General features: G+C 36.6%; 16 protein-coding genes, 1 pseudogene and 1 other annotated feature. All 17 genes and pseudogenes read right to left on the bottom strand.

The window, feature by feature from the left end; all coding sequences use genetic code 11:
- Positions 1-3: 3 nt before the first annotated feature.
- Positions 4-702, bottom strand: a complete 699-nt coding sequence (locus Q0Y84_RS06450) for an RraA family protein (protein WP_297951760.1) — start codon at positions 700-702, stop codon at positions 4-6.
- A gap of 251 nt (positions 703-953) precedes the next feature.
- A complete protein-coding gene (locus Q0Y84_RS06455; RefSeq protein ID WP_297951762.1) occupies positions 954-2,270 on the bottom strand; it encodes a C1 family peptidase in 1,317 nt (438 codons plus the stop codon).
- Positions 2,271-2,408: 138 nt separating this feature from the next.
- Positions 2,409-3,338, bottom strand: coding sequence for an L-lactate dehydrogenase (locus Q0Y84_RS06460; RefSeq protein ID WP_297951765.1), 930 nt, complete (start codon positions 3,336-3,338; stop codon positions 2,409-2,411).
- Between the two features lie 190 nt (positions 3,339-3,528).
- Positions 3,529-4,905 carry a flavocytochrome c gene (locus Q0Y84_RS06465; protein WP_297951768.1) on the bottom strand — a complete coding sequence of 459 codons (1,377 nt, stop codon included), beginning with the start codon at positions 4,903-4,905 and terminating at the stop codon, positions 3,529-3,531.
- 11 nt (positions 4,906-4,916) lie between these two features.
- Positions 4,917-6,320, bottom strand: a complete 1,404-nt coding sequence (locus tag Q0Y84_RS06470) for a class II fumarate hydratase (protein ID WP_297951770.1) — start codon at positions 6,318-6,320, stop codon at positions 4,917-4,919.
- Positions 6,321-6,511: 191 nt separating this feature from the next.
- A complete protein-coding gene (bsh, locus tag Q0Y84_RS06475; protein ID WP_297951772.1) occupies positions 6,512-7,462 on the bottom strand; it encodes a choloylglycine hydrolase in 951 nt (316 codons plus the stop codon).
- A gap of 14 nt (positions 7,463-7,476) precedes the next feature.
- Complete coding sequence (locus Q0Y84_RS06480; RefSeq protein WP_297951774.1) at positions 7,477-8,838, bottom strand: conjugated bile salt MFS transporter; 1,362 nt, start codon at positions 8,836-8,838, stop codon at positions 7,477-7,479.
- A gap of 31 nt (positions 8,839-8,869) precedes the next feature.
- Positions 8,870-10,197 (bottom strand): annotated as a pseudogene (locus tag Q0Y84_RS06485) (conjugated bile salt MFS transporter).
- Between the two features lie 189 nt (positions 10,198-10,386).
- Positions 10,387-11,088: a methionine ABC transporter permease gene (locus tag Q0Y84_RS06490; RefSeq protein ID WP_297951776.1), complete on the bottom strand. Its 702-nt coding sequence runs from the start codon at positions 11,086-11,088 to the stop codon at positions 10,387-10,389.
- Entirely contained in the window at positions 11,081-12,145 is a 1,065-nt protein-coding gene (locus Q0Y84_RS06495; protein ID WP_297951778.1) for a methionine ABC transporter ATP-binding protein, read from the bottom strand. The genes Q0Y84_RS06490 and Q0Y84_RS06495 overlap by 8 nt, the downstream gene beginning before the upstream one ends.
- Before the next feature lie 12 nt (positions 12,146-12,157).
- On the bottom strand, positions 12,158-13,012 hold the full coding sequence (locus Q0Y84_RS06500) for a MetQ/NlpA family ABC transporter substrate-binding protein (protein ID WP_297951780.1): 855 nt from the start codon (positions 13,010-13,012) through the stop codon (positions 12,158-12,160).
- A 43-nt stretch (positions 13,013-13,055) separates the two neighbouring features.
- Positions 13,056-13,295 (bottom strand) — a binding site (T-box leader).
- A 62-nt stretch (positions 13,296-13,357) separates the two neighbouring features.
- Entirely contained in the window at positions 13,358-15,760 is a 2,403-nt protein-coding gene (locus tag Q0Y84_RS06505) for an HAD-IC family P-type ATPase (RefSeq protein ID WP_297951783.1), read from the bottom strand.
- 85 nt (positions 15,761-15,845) lie between these two features.
- On the bottom strand, positions 15,846-16,355 hold the full coding sequence (locus tag Q0Y84_RS06510) for a dihydrofolate reductase (protein WP_297951785.1): 510 nt from the start codon (positions 16,353-16,355) through the stop codon (positions 15,846-15,848).
- 9 nt (positions 16,356-16,364) lie between these two features.
- On the bottom strand, positions 16,365-17,321 hold the full coding sequence (locus Q0Y84_RS06515; protein WP_297951787.1) for a thymidylate synthase: 957 nt from the start codon (positions 17,319-17,321) through the stop codon (positions 16,365-16,367).
- A 114-nt stretch (positions 17,322-17,435) separates the two neighbouring features.
- Positions 17,436-18,827 carry an amino acid permease gene (locus Q0Y84_RS06520; RefSeq protein WP_297951789.1) on the bottom strand — a complete coding sequence of 464 codons (1,392 nt, stop codon included), beginning with the start codon at positions 18,825-18,827 and terminating at the stop codon, positions 17,436-17,438.
- Positions 18,828-19,015: 188 nt separating this feature from the next.
- Positions 19,016-19,732: a Bax inhibitor-1 family protein gene (locus tag Q0Y84_RS06525; RefSeq protein ID WP_297951791.1), complete on the bottom strand. Its 717-nt coding sequence runs from the start codon at positions 19,730-19,732 to the stop codon at positions 19,016-19,018.
- 45 nt (positions 19,733-19,777) lie between these two features.
- Positions 19,778-21,010, bottom strand: a complete 1,233-nt coding sequence (locus tag Q0Y84_RS06530) for a lactate oxidase (RefSeq protein WP_297951793.1) — start codon at positions 21,008-21,010, stop codon at positions 19,778-19,780.
- Positions 21,011-21,084 lie beyond the last annotated feature (74 nt).

Consider the following 21,084-nt stretch of genomic DNA (forward strand, 5'->3'; position numbering starts at 1 on the left):
TTTTTATGGACGGTAAATGTCATCAATAATCTCAAAACCTTTATCAGCTAAAGATCGATCAACCCAACTAAGATCTACTTCTCCCTTGCTAAAAGCAATTGCTTTGGCATCATCTTGCTTGTGAAAGGCTTGAGCCTTAGGCAAGATTTCAGGTGCGTCCCGACGTGGAATACAAATTACTCCATCTGGATCACCCAAAATCACATCGCCTGGATTAACACTGACATTACCACAAGCAACTGGTACATTTAATTCGCCTGGTCCCTCCTTATATGGACCACCTGGTGTCGTACTTGTTGCATAAATTGGTAATTTCCAATGCTGCAAATTGTCAATATCACGAATCGGCCCATCGATCACAATTCCAGCAATTTTCTTTTGATCACGCAAATATGACATCATTACTTCACCAATCAGTGAACGAGTAGTATCACCTTCATCATCAATAACGATCACATCCCCTGGTTGACAATACCTTAAAGCTGCATAAATTGCTAAATTATCACCGGCTCTAGTGTGAACCGTAAATGCCGGTCCCACCATTTCTTCATCAGGACTTGACATTAACTTAATTCGCGGATTCATCGCACAATTACGTTCCATACAATCAGCAGTATTTGATGCAGGAATCCCTTTAAATCCTGCTACTATTTGTGGATCTGGCATTTGCCGCTTTAAATAAATCCTCTTTCCTACAGGCATAAAACTTTCCCCTTTTGTTTTAATTCAATACAACTTTCTTCCTCTCTGATTAGTTAAAAAGTGTAATCAATTTAACTTACAAGTAACATTATACACTCATCAAAGCATTAAGCGGTTACAAATTTTAAATAATTTGAATTTTTATATCTATTTTTGAACAATTTCAAGTTTTAATAATTATCGTTAACCAATAAAAAAGAGACCTAGTTTTTTCAACTAAATCTCTTAATTCATATATGTGTTATTTAACTTTATTCACCAAAGTTTTCCCAAGGCATTACATCCACTGCAGGTTGATCAACTAATTCTTGTAATTCCTTTGGTAAGTATTCTTTCTTCACAATCACATCATAGACATATTGTTCAAACCAAGCTTGGCTCATTTCATAGAAACCTTTGTGACCAAACTTATCGCCCCATGAGTTTTCAACTTTCCATTTGCGGATATGGCCATTATCTTCATCTACACCAACTAAAGTCATATCGTGTGTGGCAAAACCTTCGCCGGTATTCAAACGGTCTGCCTTACTCATTTGGGTATCAACGTCAAACAATTGGTCCGTCTTGTACAATTCAGTATCAAGAAAACCAGTCTTTCTTTCCATTTGCTTCAAAACATCGTTACCAAAACTAACAGCTTCACCAGCCTTAAGTTGAGCAACTGCAGCTTGAGCTAAATATTCAATTGGAACATTTAAGTACTTAACTTGGTCCTCGCCAGCAACATTGTCATAAAGTGGCAAGTGGTAAACCTTGTTATATTCGTGATTAGGAATATTGGATAAAGCTACATAAGCATCAAAATTGAAGTCCTTAAAGTATTTTTGAACAAAAGCTTGTGGAGTTAAATCGCGCTCCAAATGATACTTCTTATCATCATCACGAAATTCCAAGTCAAACTTCTTCGGTGGTTCACCTAAAGCTACTGAAACCATCCGGTAAATTTCGTTCAAGAATTCTTTCTTGGTCTTTTCTGCTTCTTCTTTCTTGCCTTCATTGACTAATTTACGCAAAACCAATGCGTCTTTTCTTTCCTTGCGTGCTAAATTTTCAGCTAAAGCAGTAGTGTTATTAGTATTAAAGCTTTCTGGCATTGCATATGAAGGTACTACCCCATATTTTTTAACCAGGTTAATTGCCATTGTCCAAAGTCCACCATCTTCTCCAGCAAACTCAAGCCATGCTTGAACATAGCGGTCAGTCAAAGGCTTGTCAGCTAAACGAATAATCGCATTATAAAAAGCATTCGCACGTTCAATCTTATCCCAGAAGAAGTTATAAGCTTGTGAAAAAGTGAAATCCTTAACTTTGTTTTCCTTACCAAAATAATGGCGCAAAACATTCAAAGTTGTAAATTCCCAGCAACGACCAGAATGTTTCTGATCAGTAACTCCACCAATGTCAAGTTCAGTTGAAAAGACATGATTTAGACGTTCTGATACCCGATCATTAAATGATGCTTCAAGCAAGCCGCTACGACGAGCTGCACGAGAAGCTACTTTATTTTCAGGATTAGAATTAAAGCTCTTAGAAAAGCCTTCAATCTCTTGTTGTGAAATAACTGTCATAGTTATACCTCGTTAATTCTTATCTTTTAATTTTTTATTAATCTTTTCTTATATCATACTATTCTTTTACTTTTTTGTCATTAAGAAAAAAGGCCTAGTTTTTCAATAAACCAGGTCTTTTTATAAATTAACGATCAATTAAAGTTCAATACCATCTAAGACTTCTTGCATCTTATCTGCTGAATTAATCATCTTGTCATGTTCAGCAGCTGAAAGCTTAGTTTCGATAACCTTTTCAATACCTTCACCATTAATTACAGTTGGAGTACCTAAGTAAAGGTCATGCTTAATGCCATATTCGCCGTTAATTGGTGCTGAAAGTGGCAAACAAATTGAACGGTTGTCTAAAACAGCACTAACAATTTGAGTAAGCATCATAGCAACACCGTAAAATGTAGCACCCTTGTTAGCAATGATCTTGCCGCCCTTCTTACGGACGTCAGTTTCAATTTCTGCTAAAACATCGTCATTAATTTCTGAATAATCGCGAAGTGCTTTGCCAGCAACAGTTGATTCATCGAAGTTTTCAAAACTAGTATCACCGTGTTCACCAAGAACCATTGAGTTAACCTTGGCAACTGGAACATTTAACTTCTTAGCAAGTTCAACACGAAGACGCATTGAGTCAAGTGAAGTACCAGTACCAATTACACGATTCCTAGGAAAACCTGATAATTTTTGAGTTAAAGTAGTTAAAATATCAACCGGGTTAGCTGAAACCACGAAAACACCCTTAAAGCCGGAATCAACAACAGGTTCAACAATATTCTTTAAAATCTTGACGTTCTTAGCAACAAGGTCAAGTCTAGTTTCACCTGGCTTACGAGGTACACCAGCAGTAATTACACAAACATCAGCGTCTTTAGCGTCACTATAATCTGCTGCAGGATGAATATTAGTTTGACCCATAAATGGAGTAATATCTTCAAGGTCCATTGCATCCCCCACTGGACGATCCTTGGCTACATCAAAAATTGCCAATTCATCAACAGTAGCATTCTGCAATAAATCATTTGCAAAAGTTGAACCAACAGCACCATCACCAACAAGAAATACTTTTCTACTCATAAGTTATATTAGTCCTTTCAAATTTTTATAAACCGTTTTATCTACATGATAATTATACACTAAGCGCTTTCATTAGACACGATTTATTACCTAATTATAAATTTAGCATCTCATCAAAACCTCATTAGTGTTATTATTTCATCGAAGAAGAGGAGTAATTCGGCCGCTTTTTTACATAATCTATATTATATTATTTGTTCTCACGGATATACTTAGCCATCTGAATACCGGCTTGACGACCAAAAATAACTGTTTCGGCAATTGAATTACCACCGATTCGATTATTTCCGTGAAGTCCACCAGATACTTCTCCAGCAGCAAATAGGCCATCGATTACATTACCATTAGTATCGAGTACTTGAGTTTCAGTATTAATGTGAATACCACCCATTGTATAGTGAATAGCAGGATGAACATGAATTGCAAAGTAAGGACCACGATCTAATTCACGATCCATCCCTGTAGTTCTGCTAAATTCTTTATCCTTACCAGTTGCGACAGCCTTGTTCCAGCTTTCAATTGTTTTATTTAAATTATCAGCATTCACACCAATCTTTTTAGCCAAATCAGCCAGACTATCGCCATGTTCAACCAAGCCAATCTGATCATAAAATTCAACGGCAGCAAAGTGCGCACGCACACCTGAATCAAAGACAAGATAAGCTCCATCTTCATGTAAATCAGTAATTGCCTGTGACACAATCTTACGCGTACTCAATTCGTTAACAAAACGATTACCACTCTTGTTAACTAAAATCGCACCTTCACCACGTAAGCCTTCACCAATTAAATAAACATGTGGATTATCAGTATCAGCAGTTGGGTGAACTTGAATAAAGTTCATTTGCATCAATTGGGCATCAAGTGCTTCAGCTAACTTCAAGCCATCACCGGTTGCACCTGGTTGGTTAGTTGTCTTGTAGTCAACTAAATCTGGACGATACTTTTTAATAATTTCTTTTGAAGCACCAAAACCACCAGTTGCTAATAAGACTGCTTTAGCTTTAATTGTCTTAGTACCATCGGGAGTTTCAACTTCTACGCCATTAACTTGCTTTTTAGAATTTTGCAATAACTTCGTAACCTTAGCACTAGTAAAAATATTAACCCCAGCTTTTTTAACCTGAGTAGTCATTCTTGAAGTTAAATAAAAGCCAACTGGTTCCATTGAAGCAGGACGGTGAGCACGTTTTTTGCTCATCCCTCCTGTAATAGTCAAATCAGTTAAACGAATACCATATTTCATCAACCATGAAATAGCTAAAGCTGAGTGATTAGCAAAATATTTAAGCATTGCTCGGTCATTTAATAAACCGCCGCCCTTTAAGGTCTCTTCATAGAAATCTCTGTTATTATCAATGATTCCTTCATCAAGTTGAACCAATGATTCAGAAGCGTTCATCCCACTAGAAGCTCGACTAGTGTTACCACCAGTCTTTTCATTTTTTTCTAGTACCACAACATTCAAGCCTAATTCATGAGCTTGTAATGCTGCAGTCAAGCCTGCGCCACCTGAACCAACAACAACTGCATCATATTTATTTTTTAATTCTTTTGTGTTTGGCATCTTTTACTTTCCTATTCTTCTGGAGTGGACTTATCAACATTAGTCATTTGCATGTAGTTCATCCATTTATCATATTGTTCTTCCGTAACTTTGCCACTCTTTAAGGCAGCTTCTTTCAAAGTTGTCCCTTCCTTATCAGCAGTTTGAGCAATTTTAGCTGCTGCATGGTAGCCAATGTGTGGTGACAAAGCTGTAACCGTCATTAATGAATTTTCAAGTAATTCATCCATTCTTTCTTCATTGACTGTTAGGCCATGAATCATTTTATCAGCAAAACCAGTAATTGTGCCAGTTAAAATATCACAAGTATCAAGGAAAGCGGCAATAATTACCGTCTTGAAGACATTCATTTCAAAATTACCTTGGCTTGAAGCAAAAGTAATTGTAGTATCATTACCAAATACCTTAGCAGCAGCCATCGTTACAGCTTCTGCTTGAGTTGGGTTAACTTTACCTGGCATAATGCTTGATCCTGGTTCATTAGCCGGAATATTTAATTCATGGTAACCAGCTCTTGGACCTGAAGCAAGTAAACGAATGTCTTGTGCGATTTTGAACATATCAGCAGCCAAGGTTTTAAGAGCACCATGAACCACATCAAGACCTGAGTGGTGAGCCAAGCCCCAGAATTTATTAGTTTTAACTTCAAATTTATGACCATAAACTTCTGATAATTTACCAGCAATTTTTTCAGTCATTCCCGGTGCAGCATTCAATCCAGTACCTACAGCAGTACCACCAATTGCTAATTCATAAAGAGTTGGTTTTAATTCACGAATATATGATAAATCATGCTTAAGAGCTGAAATATAACCGGAAATTTCTTGACCGAAAGTTAAAGGAGTCGCATCTTGCAAGTGGGTTCGACCAACTTTAACTGTCTTCCAGTATTTCTTTTCTTTCACAACTAATTCATCAATCAAATGTTGAATTGCTGGTTCAAGCTTGTCTAAAGCTTCAACAGCAACGATATTCATTGCTGTTGGATAAGTATCATTAGAAGATTGACCACGGTTAACATCGTCATTTGGCAAAATGTCCAAGCCAGGATGCAACTTATTAGCCAAGTTAGCAACTACTTCATTAACATTCATGTTGCTCTGCGTACCTGAACCTGTTTGCAAAACATGAAGTGGGAAGTCTTTACGCAAGTCTGTATCACTCAAAGCTAAAAGATGGTCAATTGCATCTTCAATTGCTTCTCCTTTTTCCTTAGGTTCATCTCCAACTTCAACATTGCTTTCTGCCGCAGCCTTCTTTAAGTGTAAAAATGCTCGAATAATTTGCAATGGCATTAATTCGCCACTTGGGAAGTTATTGCGACTTCTTTCGGTTTGAGGACCCCACAAAGCATCTTTAGGAATCTTAACTGGACCAATAGTATCACTTTCAATGCGGTATTCTTCTTCGCTCATTATTTTCCTCCTTATTATCTGCAACATAAGGTTTTTGTTAATTATTTATCACCTTTTATGATACCTGTAACGGTTTTCTTTTTCAATCAAATGTAAATAATCCGCTTACATTTTAAAAATATTAACAAAATAAGGAGAAGCTAAATCATCAATTGCTTCTCCTTTATTCATACCAAAACTAGGATTACATTTTAAAATGTAATTAATTTATTTTCATTCATTGTTTCATCATTAAATTGATACTTCTTAAGCTCAAAGTCATTTTCAAAATTGCAGTAATAAGTCTTGGTGTTAGCAGAATAGCAAGCCGTATAAACAGTGTATTCGTCACTACCTTGATTATTAACCACGCTCCCTTTAACCATGGCAACTGACTTAAGAATATTAAAGAACTTAGCTATATTAGCTTTTTCACCCTTGGCAACTGGGTAATTAGCATTCAAATAAGCTGCTTTAACAAAACGATCAGCTGGAATACTGTCACCAGGTAAACCAACACTGCCAGTGCCGACACCCCATGGAGCAACATCTTGACCATTCCAATTTTCGCTTGTTGCATCATGTGGATTCAAGCCAGTGTAATTGCCTAAATTAGTTACTTGCCAGTTAAAGTCTGGGCTGTTAGTCAAAACGCCAAGTTTATCTTCAAATACCTTAAAGCCATATTGCTTAGACATTTCGACAATGATTGCTTCTTTATTGTCACTAATAATCCAGTGCAATGGAGCGACCGCAAATGATGAATTAATGGCTTCATTGACTAAGTTAACGTTCTTTAAAGCTTCTTTTACTTCACTTACCGTCGTAAAGTTTTGGGTTACCCAGAGCATTATTTCATAGGAAGCCAAATTAATCTTGCCATCAATCGGACCATCACTGAACTTAGCATAGTGTGGAAAGTTCAAACCGGCAATCCCCAAACCATCTTCATTAAAGCAATCAAAATATGAAGGATAACCATCAACTACAATCCCCATTCCGATTACTGCTTTAGTGGTTTTAGTATCATCCAAGAACTTATATGGTAATGGGTAATTACGTGGGGTAATAATTACGCCTTCACCATAATCTTGACCTACATCTAAATTACGACCGAAATATAAATTACCTTTGTCATCTGTAAATCTTAATCCTGTACACATATTAAATTCCTCTCTTATTCGCTAGCTACTTGTTTTTCGTTTTTAGCAATATATTCTTTTTGAATTTTCTTAATTCTAACTACGGAAACAACTAAAAGAATAAAACCAATAATTACAAAGGCCATCATGAAGTACCATGCAACCGTAAAACTTGCCATGCCCTTAATAATACCAAATAATGGAGCACCAATGGCATAACCAATCGCATAAGCTAAGCCAACGTAACCAAGCATTACCCCTTGTTCTTTAGCACCAAACAAGTCTTTTGCCATAAAGGCAGGTCCTGACATATAACTAAATACGGCTAAACCACAAAAGATTGAATAAGCTATTCCAATAGTTCTGCTCATCGATGAGCCATAGGGCTGCAAACTAACAATAATCATCATGGCAATGGATAAAACGTACATGCAACCTGCATAGGTCATAGACTTAGCTGTACCAAATTTATCAAATAGAATACCACCTGATACATTGCCGATTAGACAACCGACTCCATACATGGACCCAACTAGGCCAACATCAGTTAAAGACATCTTAGTGTCCAAAAAGGCAGCATAATCTTCGTTTAATGAAGCCAGGCCCAAGCCAATAATCAAGAAACCTAAACTAAAGATCCAGAACCACTTCATTTTTACAACTTCTTTACTAGTCCAACCTTGGAATTCATGCGCCTTTGCCTTAGCTGCAGCATCCTTGCTTTCTTTTAATTCTTCAGCAGTTGCTACAACTTCATTCTTCTTAGGAGTCCTAATAAAGAAGGAAATAATTACACCGACAACCAACAATGCAACAGCAAAAATAAAGAATGGAGCCATTGATGTTAAATGACCAGTTTTAGTATTTCCTGTCATAAATTGCTTTAAAATTGCTTGCGTAGTTGGCTGCAAGATAATATTACCGATTGAGCCACCACAAAAGGCAATTCCTAAGGCAGCACCACGGCCCTTTGCTGGGAACCAGTGATTAATTACCCAAGGAACACCCTGACCAGAGAAGAATGTTGAACCGATCATACAAATAATTGCTGCTAGATAAAATCCTGGTAATTTTGTACTAATACCAAAAATTACGTAGGCAACAGCTGAACAACCGATACCGATTAAATACATTAATCTAAAATTGATCTTTTCTAATCCTTTACCAATAAATGGTGAAGCAATTGATGAAGCGATCGCCCCAAAAGTAAAAATCAAAGTATATGAAGCTAAGGTAAAATGAAATGTATTAACCAATGGGTGCACAAACAATGGCTGAATATTTTGTGCAATCCCATATGGAATCGCTTGCGTTAACATACATAGAAACACCATGAAATATTTATAGCCTTTACTTACTGTTTTTTGATTTACAGCAGTTGAACTACTACTACTCATTTTGTTTTCCTTCTTTCCTGACAAATTAAAACTACTTAACAGACGTATCAGCGATCAGATTCTTTTGTAATTGCTTAATTCTAAGTGAAGCAATAATTAATAAAATAAAACCTACTGAAACAAAGCATACTGTAAAACACCATGCAACTGTGAAGTTAAACATTCCTTTAATCACACCAAACAGTGGCGCACCAACAGCAAAGCCAATAGCATACGCCAAACTGACATATCCTAAATTAACTCCTTGTGCTTTAGCACCAAACAGGCTTTTGGTCATAAAAGCTGGACCTGACATATAGCTAAATACGGATAGACCGCTTGTAATTGCATATCCCATTCCAGCAATATAGTTCATATTTGCGCCATAGGGATGCACACTAATAAAAATCATTAATAAAATTGAAATTACTAGCATCGTCCCCGCATATGCCATTGCTTTAGCTATTCCTAGCCTATCGAACAAATATCCTCCTGATACATTGCCGATAATCCCTGCCATACCAAAGACCGAACCGATTAGTCCTACCTGAGCCAGGGATAATTTAGTATCCAGGAATGCTGCATAATCTTCATTCAAAGAAGCCATTCCTAAGCCGAAAATCAAGAAGCCAATACTGAAGATCCAGAACCATTTCATTTTCAGGACTTGCTCACTGCTCCAGTCCTGAAATTCATGAGTACTAGATGCTTGTGTTTTCTTAGCTACTACGGAGTCAGAATTTCACTTTTTCTAGGAATACGAATAAATGCCGCAATAATCAACCCTACAATCAAAAGTGCAATTCCAAAAATAAAGAAAGGCATCATTGATGTTAAGTAGCCAGTTTTTGCATTGCCAACCATATATTTCTTTAAAATGCCTTGTGTTAGTGGCTGTAAAAAGATTTCACCAATTGAACCACCACAAAAGGCAATACCTAATGCCACACCTCTTCCTTTTGACGGAAACCAATGATTAATAATCCAAGGAACGCCTTGACCTGAATAGAATGTTGATCCTACCATGCAGACAATTCCTGCCAAATAAAAACCCGGTAGCTTAGTACTGATACCAAAAATGAAATAAGCGCCAGCAGACAAAGCAATCCCAATCAAATACATAATTTTGAAGTTAACTTTAGGCAATGCTTTACCTACTAATGGTGATACTAGTGATCCCACTATTGCTCCAAAGGTAAAAATCAAAGTATATGAAGCCAACGTAAAATGAAATGTATTAACCAATGGATGGACAAATAAGGGCTGGATTAACTGGGCGATTCCATATGGTATTGCTTGCGTAAGCATACACAAGAAAACCATAAAGTACTTATAACTCTCACTAACCGGCTTTTTATTAATCGCCAGCTTATCATTCATTCCAATCCCTTCTTTCTAATAGTTCTATAAACCGCGTTCATTTTCATCATATCCTTAATATAAAAAATAACAAATAAAACGCCTTATTATTTGCAAATAAAAAGCTAAAGATACGCTTTTTTAGTATCATCTAGCTTTTGTCTATTAAAAATAAAAAAACGCACCTTCATTTTTGAAGATGCGTTTTTTCTATCTACTTTGATGATTCATTCTTTTAGCAAAGAAGTCACCGATAATTTGTACAATAAAAATCAAAATAATTACTAAGATCGTTGCTACTAAAGTAACATCATTATTAAAGCGGTTGTAGCCATAGGAAATTGCTGTATTACCTAAACCACCAGCACCAACAGCACCAGCCATAGCTGTCAAACCAATTAGGGAAATAATCGTTACTGTAGAAACTCGAATCAATTCTGAACGAGACTCTCTCAAATAAACATCAAAAATAATATCTCGAGTAGTTGAGCCTAAGCTTTCCGCAGCTTCTACCTTACCTGGATCAACACTTTCCAAAGCAACTTGTACCTGGCGAGCATAAAATGGGAATACTCCTAGAGTTAACGGAACTAAAGCGGCCTTCATTCCGATTTGTGTCCCAACAATTTTTTGCGTTACTGGTGCAACAAATGCCAATAAAATAATAAATGGGATTGCTCTAAAAATTGAAACTAGCTTATCCGAGAAATTATACCAGAACTTGTTTGGTCGAATTCCACCATCTTTAGTTAAAACCAGAACAACACCAAAGATAATACCTAGAATTCCACCAAAGATTGCTGACCAAAAGGTCATGAATAAGGTTTGGAATATACTGGTACCCCAACCAGCATCCCCGCCCCAGCCAAGTTGAACGACATTGGGTAAATATTTACTTAAGAAACTAATCATGATATACATTCCCCTTCTCATCTAAACGTGTAAACGTAACATTTTGCTTAGCCAAAAATTCCTGCGTTTGTTTTTGCTCAGCTGGATCTCCCTTAACTAAGACTACCAAAGTTCCGATCGGCTCCTCATTTAAGAGCTCAACGTTACCATAAAGCATTGAAACTTCGACGCCAATTTGTTTATACAGTTCAATAATGATTGATTTAGTCACATTAGCTACGCTATAAACCAATTGATAAATTGCCTCATCTTCGCTTAGCTTATCAAGTGCTAATGAATTCAAAGTTGAAATTGCTTCTAGCGAACCACCAACAAATTTCTTAGTCAATTCTTGCTTAGGATGTAAGAAGACATCACGCAAACTGCCATCTTCAATCACATTACCATGTTCCATCACAGCAACTTTAGTAGCGATCTTCTTAACAGCATCCATTTCGTGCGTAATCAAAATTACCGTTAAATGAAATTTTTTATTCAAACGTTTAAGCAAATCTAGGATTTGTTGCGTATTTTGTGGGTCCAAAGCACTAGTTGCTTCATCAGAAATCAAAATATCTGGATTATTAGCTAATGCTCTCGCAATTGCAACTCTTTGTTGTTGACCACCTGATAATTCAGCGGGATAAAAGTCTGCCTTATCTTTTAAATCAACTAAATCTAGCAATTCTAATGAACGCTTTTCTAATTCTTCATCACTTAATTTTTCATGCTTTAAAGCAAAGGCCACATTTTCCAAGACGGTTGTTTCATTTAATAAGTTAAAGCCCTGGAAAATCATGCCGATATTTCTACGCTTTAATTGTAGTTCCTTATTAGAAATTACTTGTTTGCCATCTCTAACAAATTCAGTTCCATCGACAGTAATACTACCAGCAGTTGGTTTTTGTAAAAGATTAACTGTTCTAACTAAAGTGGATTTACCAGCTCCAGAAAAGCCGACGATCCCATATATATCGCCCTTTTCAATTGAAAGAGAAACATTGTTTACCGCCTTAACTGCTTCACCCTTCTTCTGGGGGAAGGCTACTTCTACATTTTTTAACTCAACAATACTCATTCTACTTCCTCCTTACTTCAACTTGACATCCCAAGCTGCAATTTGTGTATTACCATAGAACTTCTTAGTCAACTTCTTAGTCTCAGTAGTTTGGTAAGCCTTAACTATATCTTGGTAAAGCTTGTCATTTTGCTTTCCTTGTTTAACACAAAGAATATTGATCCATTGCTCTGAATCCTTATTAATTGGCTCAATATAAATTGTTTGCTTGTCAGTCAACCCAGCTGGACCAGCATAATCATTATTTACTACGGAAGCATCAACTGAATTTAAGACACGACCGGTTTGTTCAGCACCAATTTCTTTAATCTTATAATTATTAGGATTACTAATAATGTCAGCAACAGTAACTAAGGTCTTACCCTTCTTTAACTTGATTAAACCTGCATTTTTCAAAACAAACAATGCTCTTGATTCGTTAGTAGCGTCATTTGGCACAGCAATTGTTGCGCCTTCAGGCAAATCACTTAGCTTGTGATACTTTCTTGAATAAAGTCTAATTGGTGCAATATAAGTTTTACCAATCGCAACAACGCCGCCATGGTTAGCCTTATTCCAGTCTTTCAAAAAAGCATAGTGTTGAAAGGCATTCATATCAATATCGCCCGATTTTAAGGCTTTATTAGGTTGATTATAATCAGTAAAATTCTTAGTTTTTAATGTAATACCATATTTTTCTTTAGCTGTTTTAGCAACCGACTTCCAAATTGTTGCCTCAGACTTACTTTCACCAACAATTCCGACAGTTACAGTTTTAGCCTGACTTTGACTTGGCAAACCTGGTCCAAAGCTAAACCAACCAGCAACCACAATCAGTACTCCAATGATTGTCCAAATAATTGTATTTCGTCTTCTCCGTTTTCTCATCTTACACTCCTCTTTTTCTAAAAATAAAAAGAGCACTCATCCCCAAAAGGACGAATGCTCGCGTTACCACCTTTAATTCGTCCATTACTTGCGTAATGAACCTCACTGGCTATCCAAAAATAGCTTGCACTGTTAACGGATGCAACTCCGCTGATAGCTAAATATCACTATCAGTCATCATTCCAAACCCATATTCATCAGTTTTTATTTGCTAACTTTCACCACCACGTTAGCTCTCTTTATCAATAAAAGTTCTGATTACTCAGTTCTTCGAGATGTTGTTTTCTTGATTTGTTATAAATAAGCTATCATCTTATTTTAATCTAGTCAACATATTTTTTAATTTTATTTGATATTCTTTTTTCCGCGATCATATGCTTCTTTAAATTCCGCAAAAGTCATATTTTTACCCTTTTGGTCAAATACGATCAACACTTCAGCTACTCCATCCAATACTTTAGATAACCATCTAAAAATAGTAACTGCGGCGAAGAATAAGACCATCAAAATAAAGAGTGATTTGTTGTTAAGCATGGTTAACGAGAACAAATGTGGTAAGAAAATAACTGAACCAATGATACATAAAATCGACAAGCCCATGACCATTAATCTAAATTTATTCATCGGTGCAGAAATGTGATACATAACCATCAAACCAACTAAGACTAATAAAGTTGTAGCTGTCGTTCCAACCTGACCATGATCAAGTGAAATATACGATCCTGCAATTACCAAAATCGCCACGGCTAGCCAGTCTGTTAACCCACCAGGAATTGCTCGGGCTAAAACATTAGGCATAAACTGGCCGCGAATCCGCTGGTGATTCGTTTCTAAAGCCAGCAAAAATGATGGTAATCCAATCGTAAAGGCCGAAATCAAGGTGATTTGTGCTGGTTGCAAGGGATAATTAATAGTCATAATTAAGGCAAAGATCGCCATTAAAAATGAAAAAATATTTTTAACTAGAAATAAACTCGCTGAACGCTGAATATTATTAACTACTTGCCGACCTTCATTTACAACTAATGGCATTTTAGCAAAATTAGAATCAAGCAAAACCACTTGCGATGCTTGAACCGCTGCACTATTGCCTGAAGCCATTGCAATCGAACAGTCAGCTTTTTTCATCGCCAAAATGTCGTTCACACCATCACCAGTCATTGCCACCGTATTGCCTTGGTTTTGTAAAGCAACAACAAACTTACGCTTTTGTTCTGGTTTCACACGACCAAAAATATTATATTCTTGCACAGCCTTTTCATATTCGCCATCTTTAATTGTTTGTGCATCTATATATTTATCTGCACCACTAATTCCGGCTTGCTTAGCAACCCGGGAAACAGTAACTGGATTATCACCAGAAATAACCTTAATATCAACGCCCTGCTTAGCAAAATACTGGAAGGTTGATTTGGCTTCCTTACGAATTGGATTAGACAACAAAATATAACCGAGGACTTTAACATCTTCTTTTAAAGTCGAGTCTTCTTCAGTTAATACATCCGGATAAGTAGCTACAAGCAAGACCCGATAGCCTTCTGCGGCATATTTTTCAAATTCATCTCGATACTGTTCATATTGATTGCGCAAAACCATTTCTGGTGCGCCAATCAAAGTAGTTTGTTGTCCAAAAATCACCCCAGAATATTTATTTACTGAGGTAAACGGCAAAATACTGCTGGCTGTTTTAGTTCCATTCTTAAAATGGGCATGAATCGCCTTCATCGTCGCATTGTCAGCCGGCATATTTTTAGCAAAATCTGCAATTACACTGTTTAAATCACCAGAATAAGCCTTACTATTGACCGCCTTCTCTACTGCCATTTTTGGCTCAGTAATCGTCCCTGTCTTATCTACACAAAGAACATTGACCCGTGCTAAAGTTTCAACACTCTTCATATCATGCAGCATTACCTCTTTACGAGCTAGCTTCATGGCAGCCAAAGCTAAAGCAACAGTAGTCAATAAATACAGCCCTTCCGGAATCATCCCAATTAAAGCTGCTTCCATTGAAGTAATACTCCGTTTTAAGCCAATATTATTTAAAAAGAAACTCTGACTAAATAAAGCAATCCCGACAGGAATAATGATAATGCCAACCCACTTCACTAACCGATTGATTGAACGCACCATTTTGGATTGTTCACTGCCGCCCATGGCTTTAGCTTCAATTGTTAATTTAGAAATGTAGGAATCCTTCCCAACTTTTTCTAAAACTGCATAGGCCTTGCCAGATACGACAAAGGAACCTGACATCAATTCAGCATCTTTTTCTTTAGTAATTTCATCAGCTTCACCTGTTAAAAGTGCTTCATTAACCCGCAACTCGCCTGAAACTACCCGGGCATCAGCTGGAATTTGATCACCCGTCTGCAGCAAAATAATATCGTCTTTAACTAACTGTCCAATCGGTATTTTTTCTTTTTGCCCGTTACGTAAAGCGGTAATTTCCGTGGCGTTCATTACATTTAACTTGCTTAATACTTTTTTAGCACGCAGTTCCTGAATAATCCCAATAATTGTATTCAGTATAATAACCGGTAAAAAAGTTAAATCATTCCAGGCACCAACTAAAACTAGTAATGTAGCTAAAATTGCAAAAATCAAGTTAAAATACGTAAATACATTTTCACGAATTATCTGTGCAGTTGTTTTAGATTGATCATCAACTGCATAATTAACTTGGCCATTTTGAATTCTTAGATTAACTTCAGCTTGAGTTAATCCAGTTAATTGTTTATCTGTCATAATTTTATGTCCTATACTGAAAATACTTCCATCCATTATAGCTAAAAAACAAAAAGTCTCGCAACTTTGCAAGACTTTTTAAGAATTATTTATTTTTTCGCTGATAGGTTAAAAAGACATAATCATACTTATTCTTCTCATCATGTTGATGCACTTCGCGCTTAATCAGTTCAAAATCATCATAATTAATCGCTGGCATTACTGTGTCGGTTTTAAATTTTGCCTTAATTTCTGTTTTTTCCAAAATGTCAACTTGATCAAGCAACATTTTAAAAATCGAAACTCCACCGATGGCGCAGAGCTGCTCATTTTCATGCTGTTTTAGATAATTATCCAATTCTGCCATACTAGTAACAATCTTAATCCGCTCATTATTTGCATATTTCTTCTTCAAACTAGAACTATGCGTTAAAACAATATGTTTACGCTTAGGCAATAAATTCGGCAGACTAGTAAATGTTTTTCGCCCCATAATAATTGGATGACCACTGGTTTTCTCCTTAAAGTGGTACAAATCTGCTGGTAAATGCCAAGGTAAATGACCATCTACGCCAATACCATGATTTTCATCTTCAGCCCAAACAAAACTTAACATCGTATTCTCCTAAACCGCAACTGGCGCCTTAATCGTGCCATGGTGCTTGTAATCTAACACCTTGATATCCTTCATCTCGAAATCTTCAATGTGCTTTTTAGCCGGATTTAGCCATAATTTTGGTGAATCATATGGAGTGCGGCTTAATAGCTCCTTTACTTGCGCAAAATGATTACGATAAATATGGGCATCTCCTATCGTATGAACAAATTCACCCACCTTAAGTCCAGTTTCTCGGGCAATCATATTTAACAACAATGAATAAGAAGCGATATTAAACGGTACTCCTAAAAACATATCACCGCTTCGTTGATAAAGTTGCACGCTAATTTTTCCGTCTACCACATAAAACTGAAACATCACATGGCAAGGTGGCAAAGCACTAGTTGGCACGTCTTCTGGATTCCAAGCTGTCACAATCATGCGCCGTGAATCTGGCGTTTCTTTAATTTGCTTAATTACATTAGCAATTTGATCGATAAAACCACCACTTCGTTTTTCCCAGTGACGCCACTGTGCTCCATAAACATCACCCAAATTGCCATATTTCTGCGCAAAAGCAGAATCATCTATTATTCGTTGATCAAACTTTTTCATTTCTGCTTGATAAATCTGGTTAAATTCAGGATCGCTTTGGCTGCGCAAGCCAAAATCCGTCATATCAGGTCCTTGATATTCAGGACTTGCAATCCAATTTTTAAAAGCCCATTCATCCCAAATATGGTTGTTATGCTCTAGCAAAAAGCGAATATTGGTATCGCCCCGTAAAAACCACAACAATTCACTTTTAATTAATCCAAACGGTACTTTTTTAGTTGTTAAAAGCGGAAAACCTTGCGTTAAGTCAAAACGCATTTGGGCACCAAAATATGATCTAGTTCCAGTACCTGTTCGATCATCCTTATCATGTCCTTCAGTCATAATTTTTTCTAACAAACCCAAATATGGTTGTTCAAGAATTGCCATTATTTTCACCTTTCAAAAAACATTTCTTCTAACATACCATAGATCTTGTATGTTGGATAATGAAAAACCATAGATTTAGTATTTCAAGCAAAATAAAAAAGGTGAATCATCACCTTAATTACTTTTCTTAAATTCATTTTTATGTCTAACTAAGTAAACAATCGTTGCTACAATCAAAACTAATGCCCCAGCGATAACTGAAATTCTCGTATCAGGATTGATAAACATAAAGATCACAATCATGATTAACATCGCAAAGGCAAAATAATTTGAAAATGGATATAAAGGCAACTTGAATGGATGATCCTGCATTGCATCTTTGTTATTTCGTCTAAATCTTAATTCAGCCAGCAAAATCACAAACCATGGGATCATTCCTGGTAAAACAGATGAACTAAAGACAATCACGAATAAGTCACTGGCTGAATGATTGAATTGTGATGCGATCACATTCAAAACAAAGCCAATAAAAATACCAGCAGAAATCCCCATAATTGCCCGATCAGGTACAATCCGCTTAGAAATATGCTTAAAAATGCCAGGAGCTTCATGATCATGTGACAATTTAAACAGCATTCTACTTGAAGAATAAATTCCTGAATTAGCGCCAGAAAGAGCAGCCGTTAAAACAACGAAATTAATTATTGAAGCAGCCGCAGTAATCCCAACTTTGGCAAAAGTTGTTACAAATGGTGAACCTAAGCTGTCTAATTTATCCCAAGGATAAATCGTCACAATAACAAAAATTGCTCCGACATAGAAAATTAAAATTCTGAACAAAACTGACTTAACGCTTTTAACTATTGCCTCTTGTGGATTAGCTACTTCACCGGCAGAAATACCTAACAATTCAATTCCTTCATATGAACCAACAATGATTGACATTGAGAAGAAAAATCCTTTGATTCCACCGGTAAAGAAACCGCCATGAGACCATAAATTGCTAAAACCAGTTGGGTGACCTCCATTGCCCACACCAAAGAAAATAACAATAAAGCCTAAGATAATCATTAAAATAATTGTTACTACTTTGATCATAGCAAACCAAAATTCCAATGAAGCATAGGCTTTAGCACTGGCTAAGTTAGCTAAAAGCAGAAAGGCAATAATGATAATGCCCGACCATAATGCGGAAATATTTGGCCACCAATATTTCAAATATTCAGTGGCCGCGACTACTTCGGACATTCCTACTACAATATATTCAAAAACATTGGCCCACATTGCTAAATAGCCAGCTAAGGGATGTACATATTCGGTTGCATAATCAGCAAATGAACCTGTCCCAGGATTTATATAAAGCATTTCTCCTAAAGCTCGCATTACAATGTACAAGATTAAGCCAACAAACATGTAGGCTAACAATACTGAAGGACCGGTCCACTTAATAGTAGATGTAGACCCCATAAACAAACCAACACCAATAGCACCACCAAGTGAAATCATCTCCATTTGGCCTGCTGTCATTGTCCGTTTGAGCTGTGGGGCTGTAGATTTTTTATTCAATTTTCACAACTCCATTAATTAATCTATCCTATTTTTAATAACCCGCAATTAATTTACTGGTGAAATCACCTGTTTGTCAAGGTTTAAATTAAAAATATTAATATTTTGGAGTCTTCACTCTAATTAATTTTTCAATAAAAAATGCGACAGTTCGCAATAAACTCCCGCATTCGTTTTTTTATTCAATTTTATACTTTACTATGACCTAACCCGAACAAGCCCATAAATTGTAAGAAAAGGTTAACAAAATCTAAGTACAATTGTAGTGCTCCCAGCACTGCTAATCCATTAGTTGATGATTTTGTACCATATTGTAAATAAATTTTTCTCATTACTTGAGCATCCCAAGCCGTCAAAATAGTGAAGATAATCACTCCGATGAATGAAAAGACATAGTCAATAACTGGATTCTTTAAAAATAAATTGACGACTAAGGCTGCAAGCAAACCAATTAAGGCTGCCGAAGCATAGATACCAATTCTATCCAATCTCTTTTTAGTAATTGTACCCATAATTGTCATTGTTCCAAAAACAGCAACTGCAGCAACAAAGGCAGATGCAATATTTTGACCACTATAGGCACCAACTACAAAGGAAAAAGTAATACCATTAACTACCGCGGTAATCATTAACAATACAAAACTCGCCACTGGATTTCGCGCAGACTTAAAAGTAATAATCAATGGCAAAATAAGTGGTAAAAGGATGATTAGCCAAATTCCCCAATGATGATCAAGAATAAAATTAGTCATTACTGGAGCAAACGTAGTCATCATTAAATAAGCGGTAGCCGCTGAAACAAAAACAGCTAATGCCATATAGGCATAAATCTTACTCAGGAAGAGATTGAGATTAGATTCATCAACAGTTGGTTGATGTTCAAACTTCTGATCAACATTATCCATTTTTTCTCCTTGATTCTAAACATTTTCTACCTCCTCTTTATTTAATTAATGCTCAGATGCACCAGAACTGGCATCTGCAGCGTTGTCCTTTTTAATTTGATTATCTGCGGTTACTGGATATGGCTTCATTCTTGAAGGACTAGTATTTGAAGGTAAATTATCTGCAGTGTAACTAATATGATCAATTTTGGCATGCTTGACATCTTCAATAGTCTTGCAACCAGTCAATTGCATATCAATCTTCAACTCTTTATCTAATTGATCAATGACGCTTTCAACACCTTTAGCACCACCTAAAGCTAAACCATACAGATATGGACGACCAATACCAACCATATCAGCACCTAAAGCTAATGCCTTAAAGACATGTGAACCACGGCGAACACCAGAGTCAAAGATGATTGGAACACGGTGAGCTACAGCCTTAGCAATTGAAGGCAATACATCAATTGTAGCTGGACCGCCATCAACTTCACGACCACCATGGTTAGTAACATAAACACCATCGGCACCAGCACCAATTGCTTTAAAGGCATCTTCAGGACATTCAATTCCTTTAACAATGACTGGTAAACCAGTTTCATCCTTAATTCTTTGGATATCCTTTGGACCAATCTTTTGCGCTGAAGAAGCATACATTTGAGCTACACTTTGTCCTTCACCTTTAGCTCCAATATAACGAGTAAAGAAGTCTAACGGAACTGGGTAAGTAAAATGAGTCCGCAAATTTGCTTCACGATAGCCTGATACTAGGGCGTCAACCGTTAAGTAAATTCCCTTATAACCAGTCTTTTTAATTGCATCAAAGACCATCCGATTGAATTTCCAATCCTTGCTTAAATAAAGTTGGAAGAATCTTGGAGCATTAGGAGCTGCAGCGGCAATATCTTCAACACTCTTATTAGCATATGTACTTGATGCGAATAATGCACCTGCGGCGGCTGCACCCTTTTGCGTAGCAACTTCAGCGTCTTTATGAGCAATCCCGTGACAAGCAATTGGTGAAATCATTACTGGTGTCTTTAATTTCATCCCCATGAACTCAGTATCTGTTTGTGGATCTTGCATATTAGTTAATGCCCGTGGCACAATCTGATAGTGATTAAATGCGGCGGTGTTGTTGCGCCAAGTCCATTCATTTTCGGCACCAGAAGCAATATAGTAGTATGCCGCTTCTGGCATCACTTGCTTAACTTTTTCTTCTAGTTCTTGCAAGTTAATCATATGCAAGTATTCATCACGATCACTTTGTGGAAAACCTTTATAATAAACTGTCATTAGATAAAACTCCCTTCAATTAATTTTTCTTGATTCACTTTCTAGCATCAGTGTAACAGCAAAGGCTTACATAA

Source organism: uncultured Lactobacillus sp. (assembly GCF_947367125.1).
In the GTDB taxonomy this organism is placed as follows: Bacteria; Bacillota; Bacilli; order Lactobacillales; family Lactobacillaceae; genus Lactobacillus.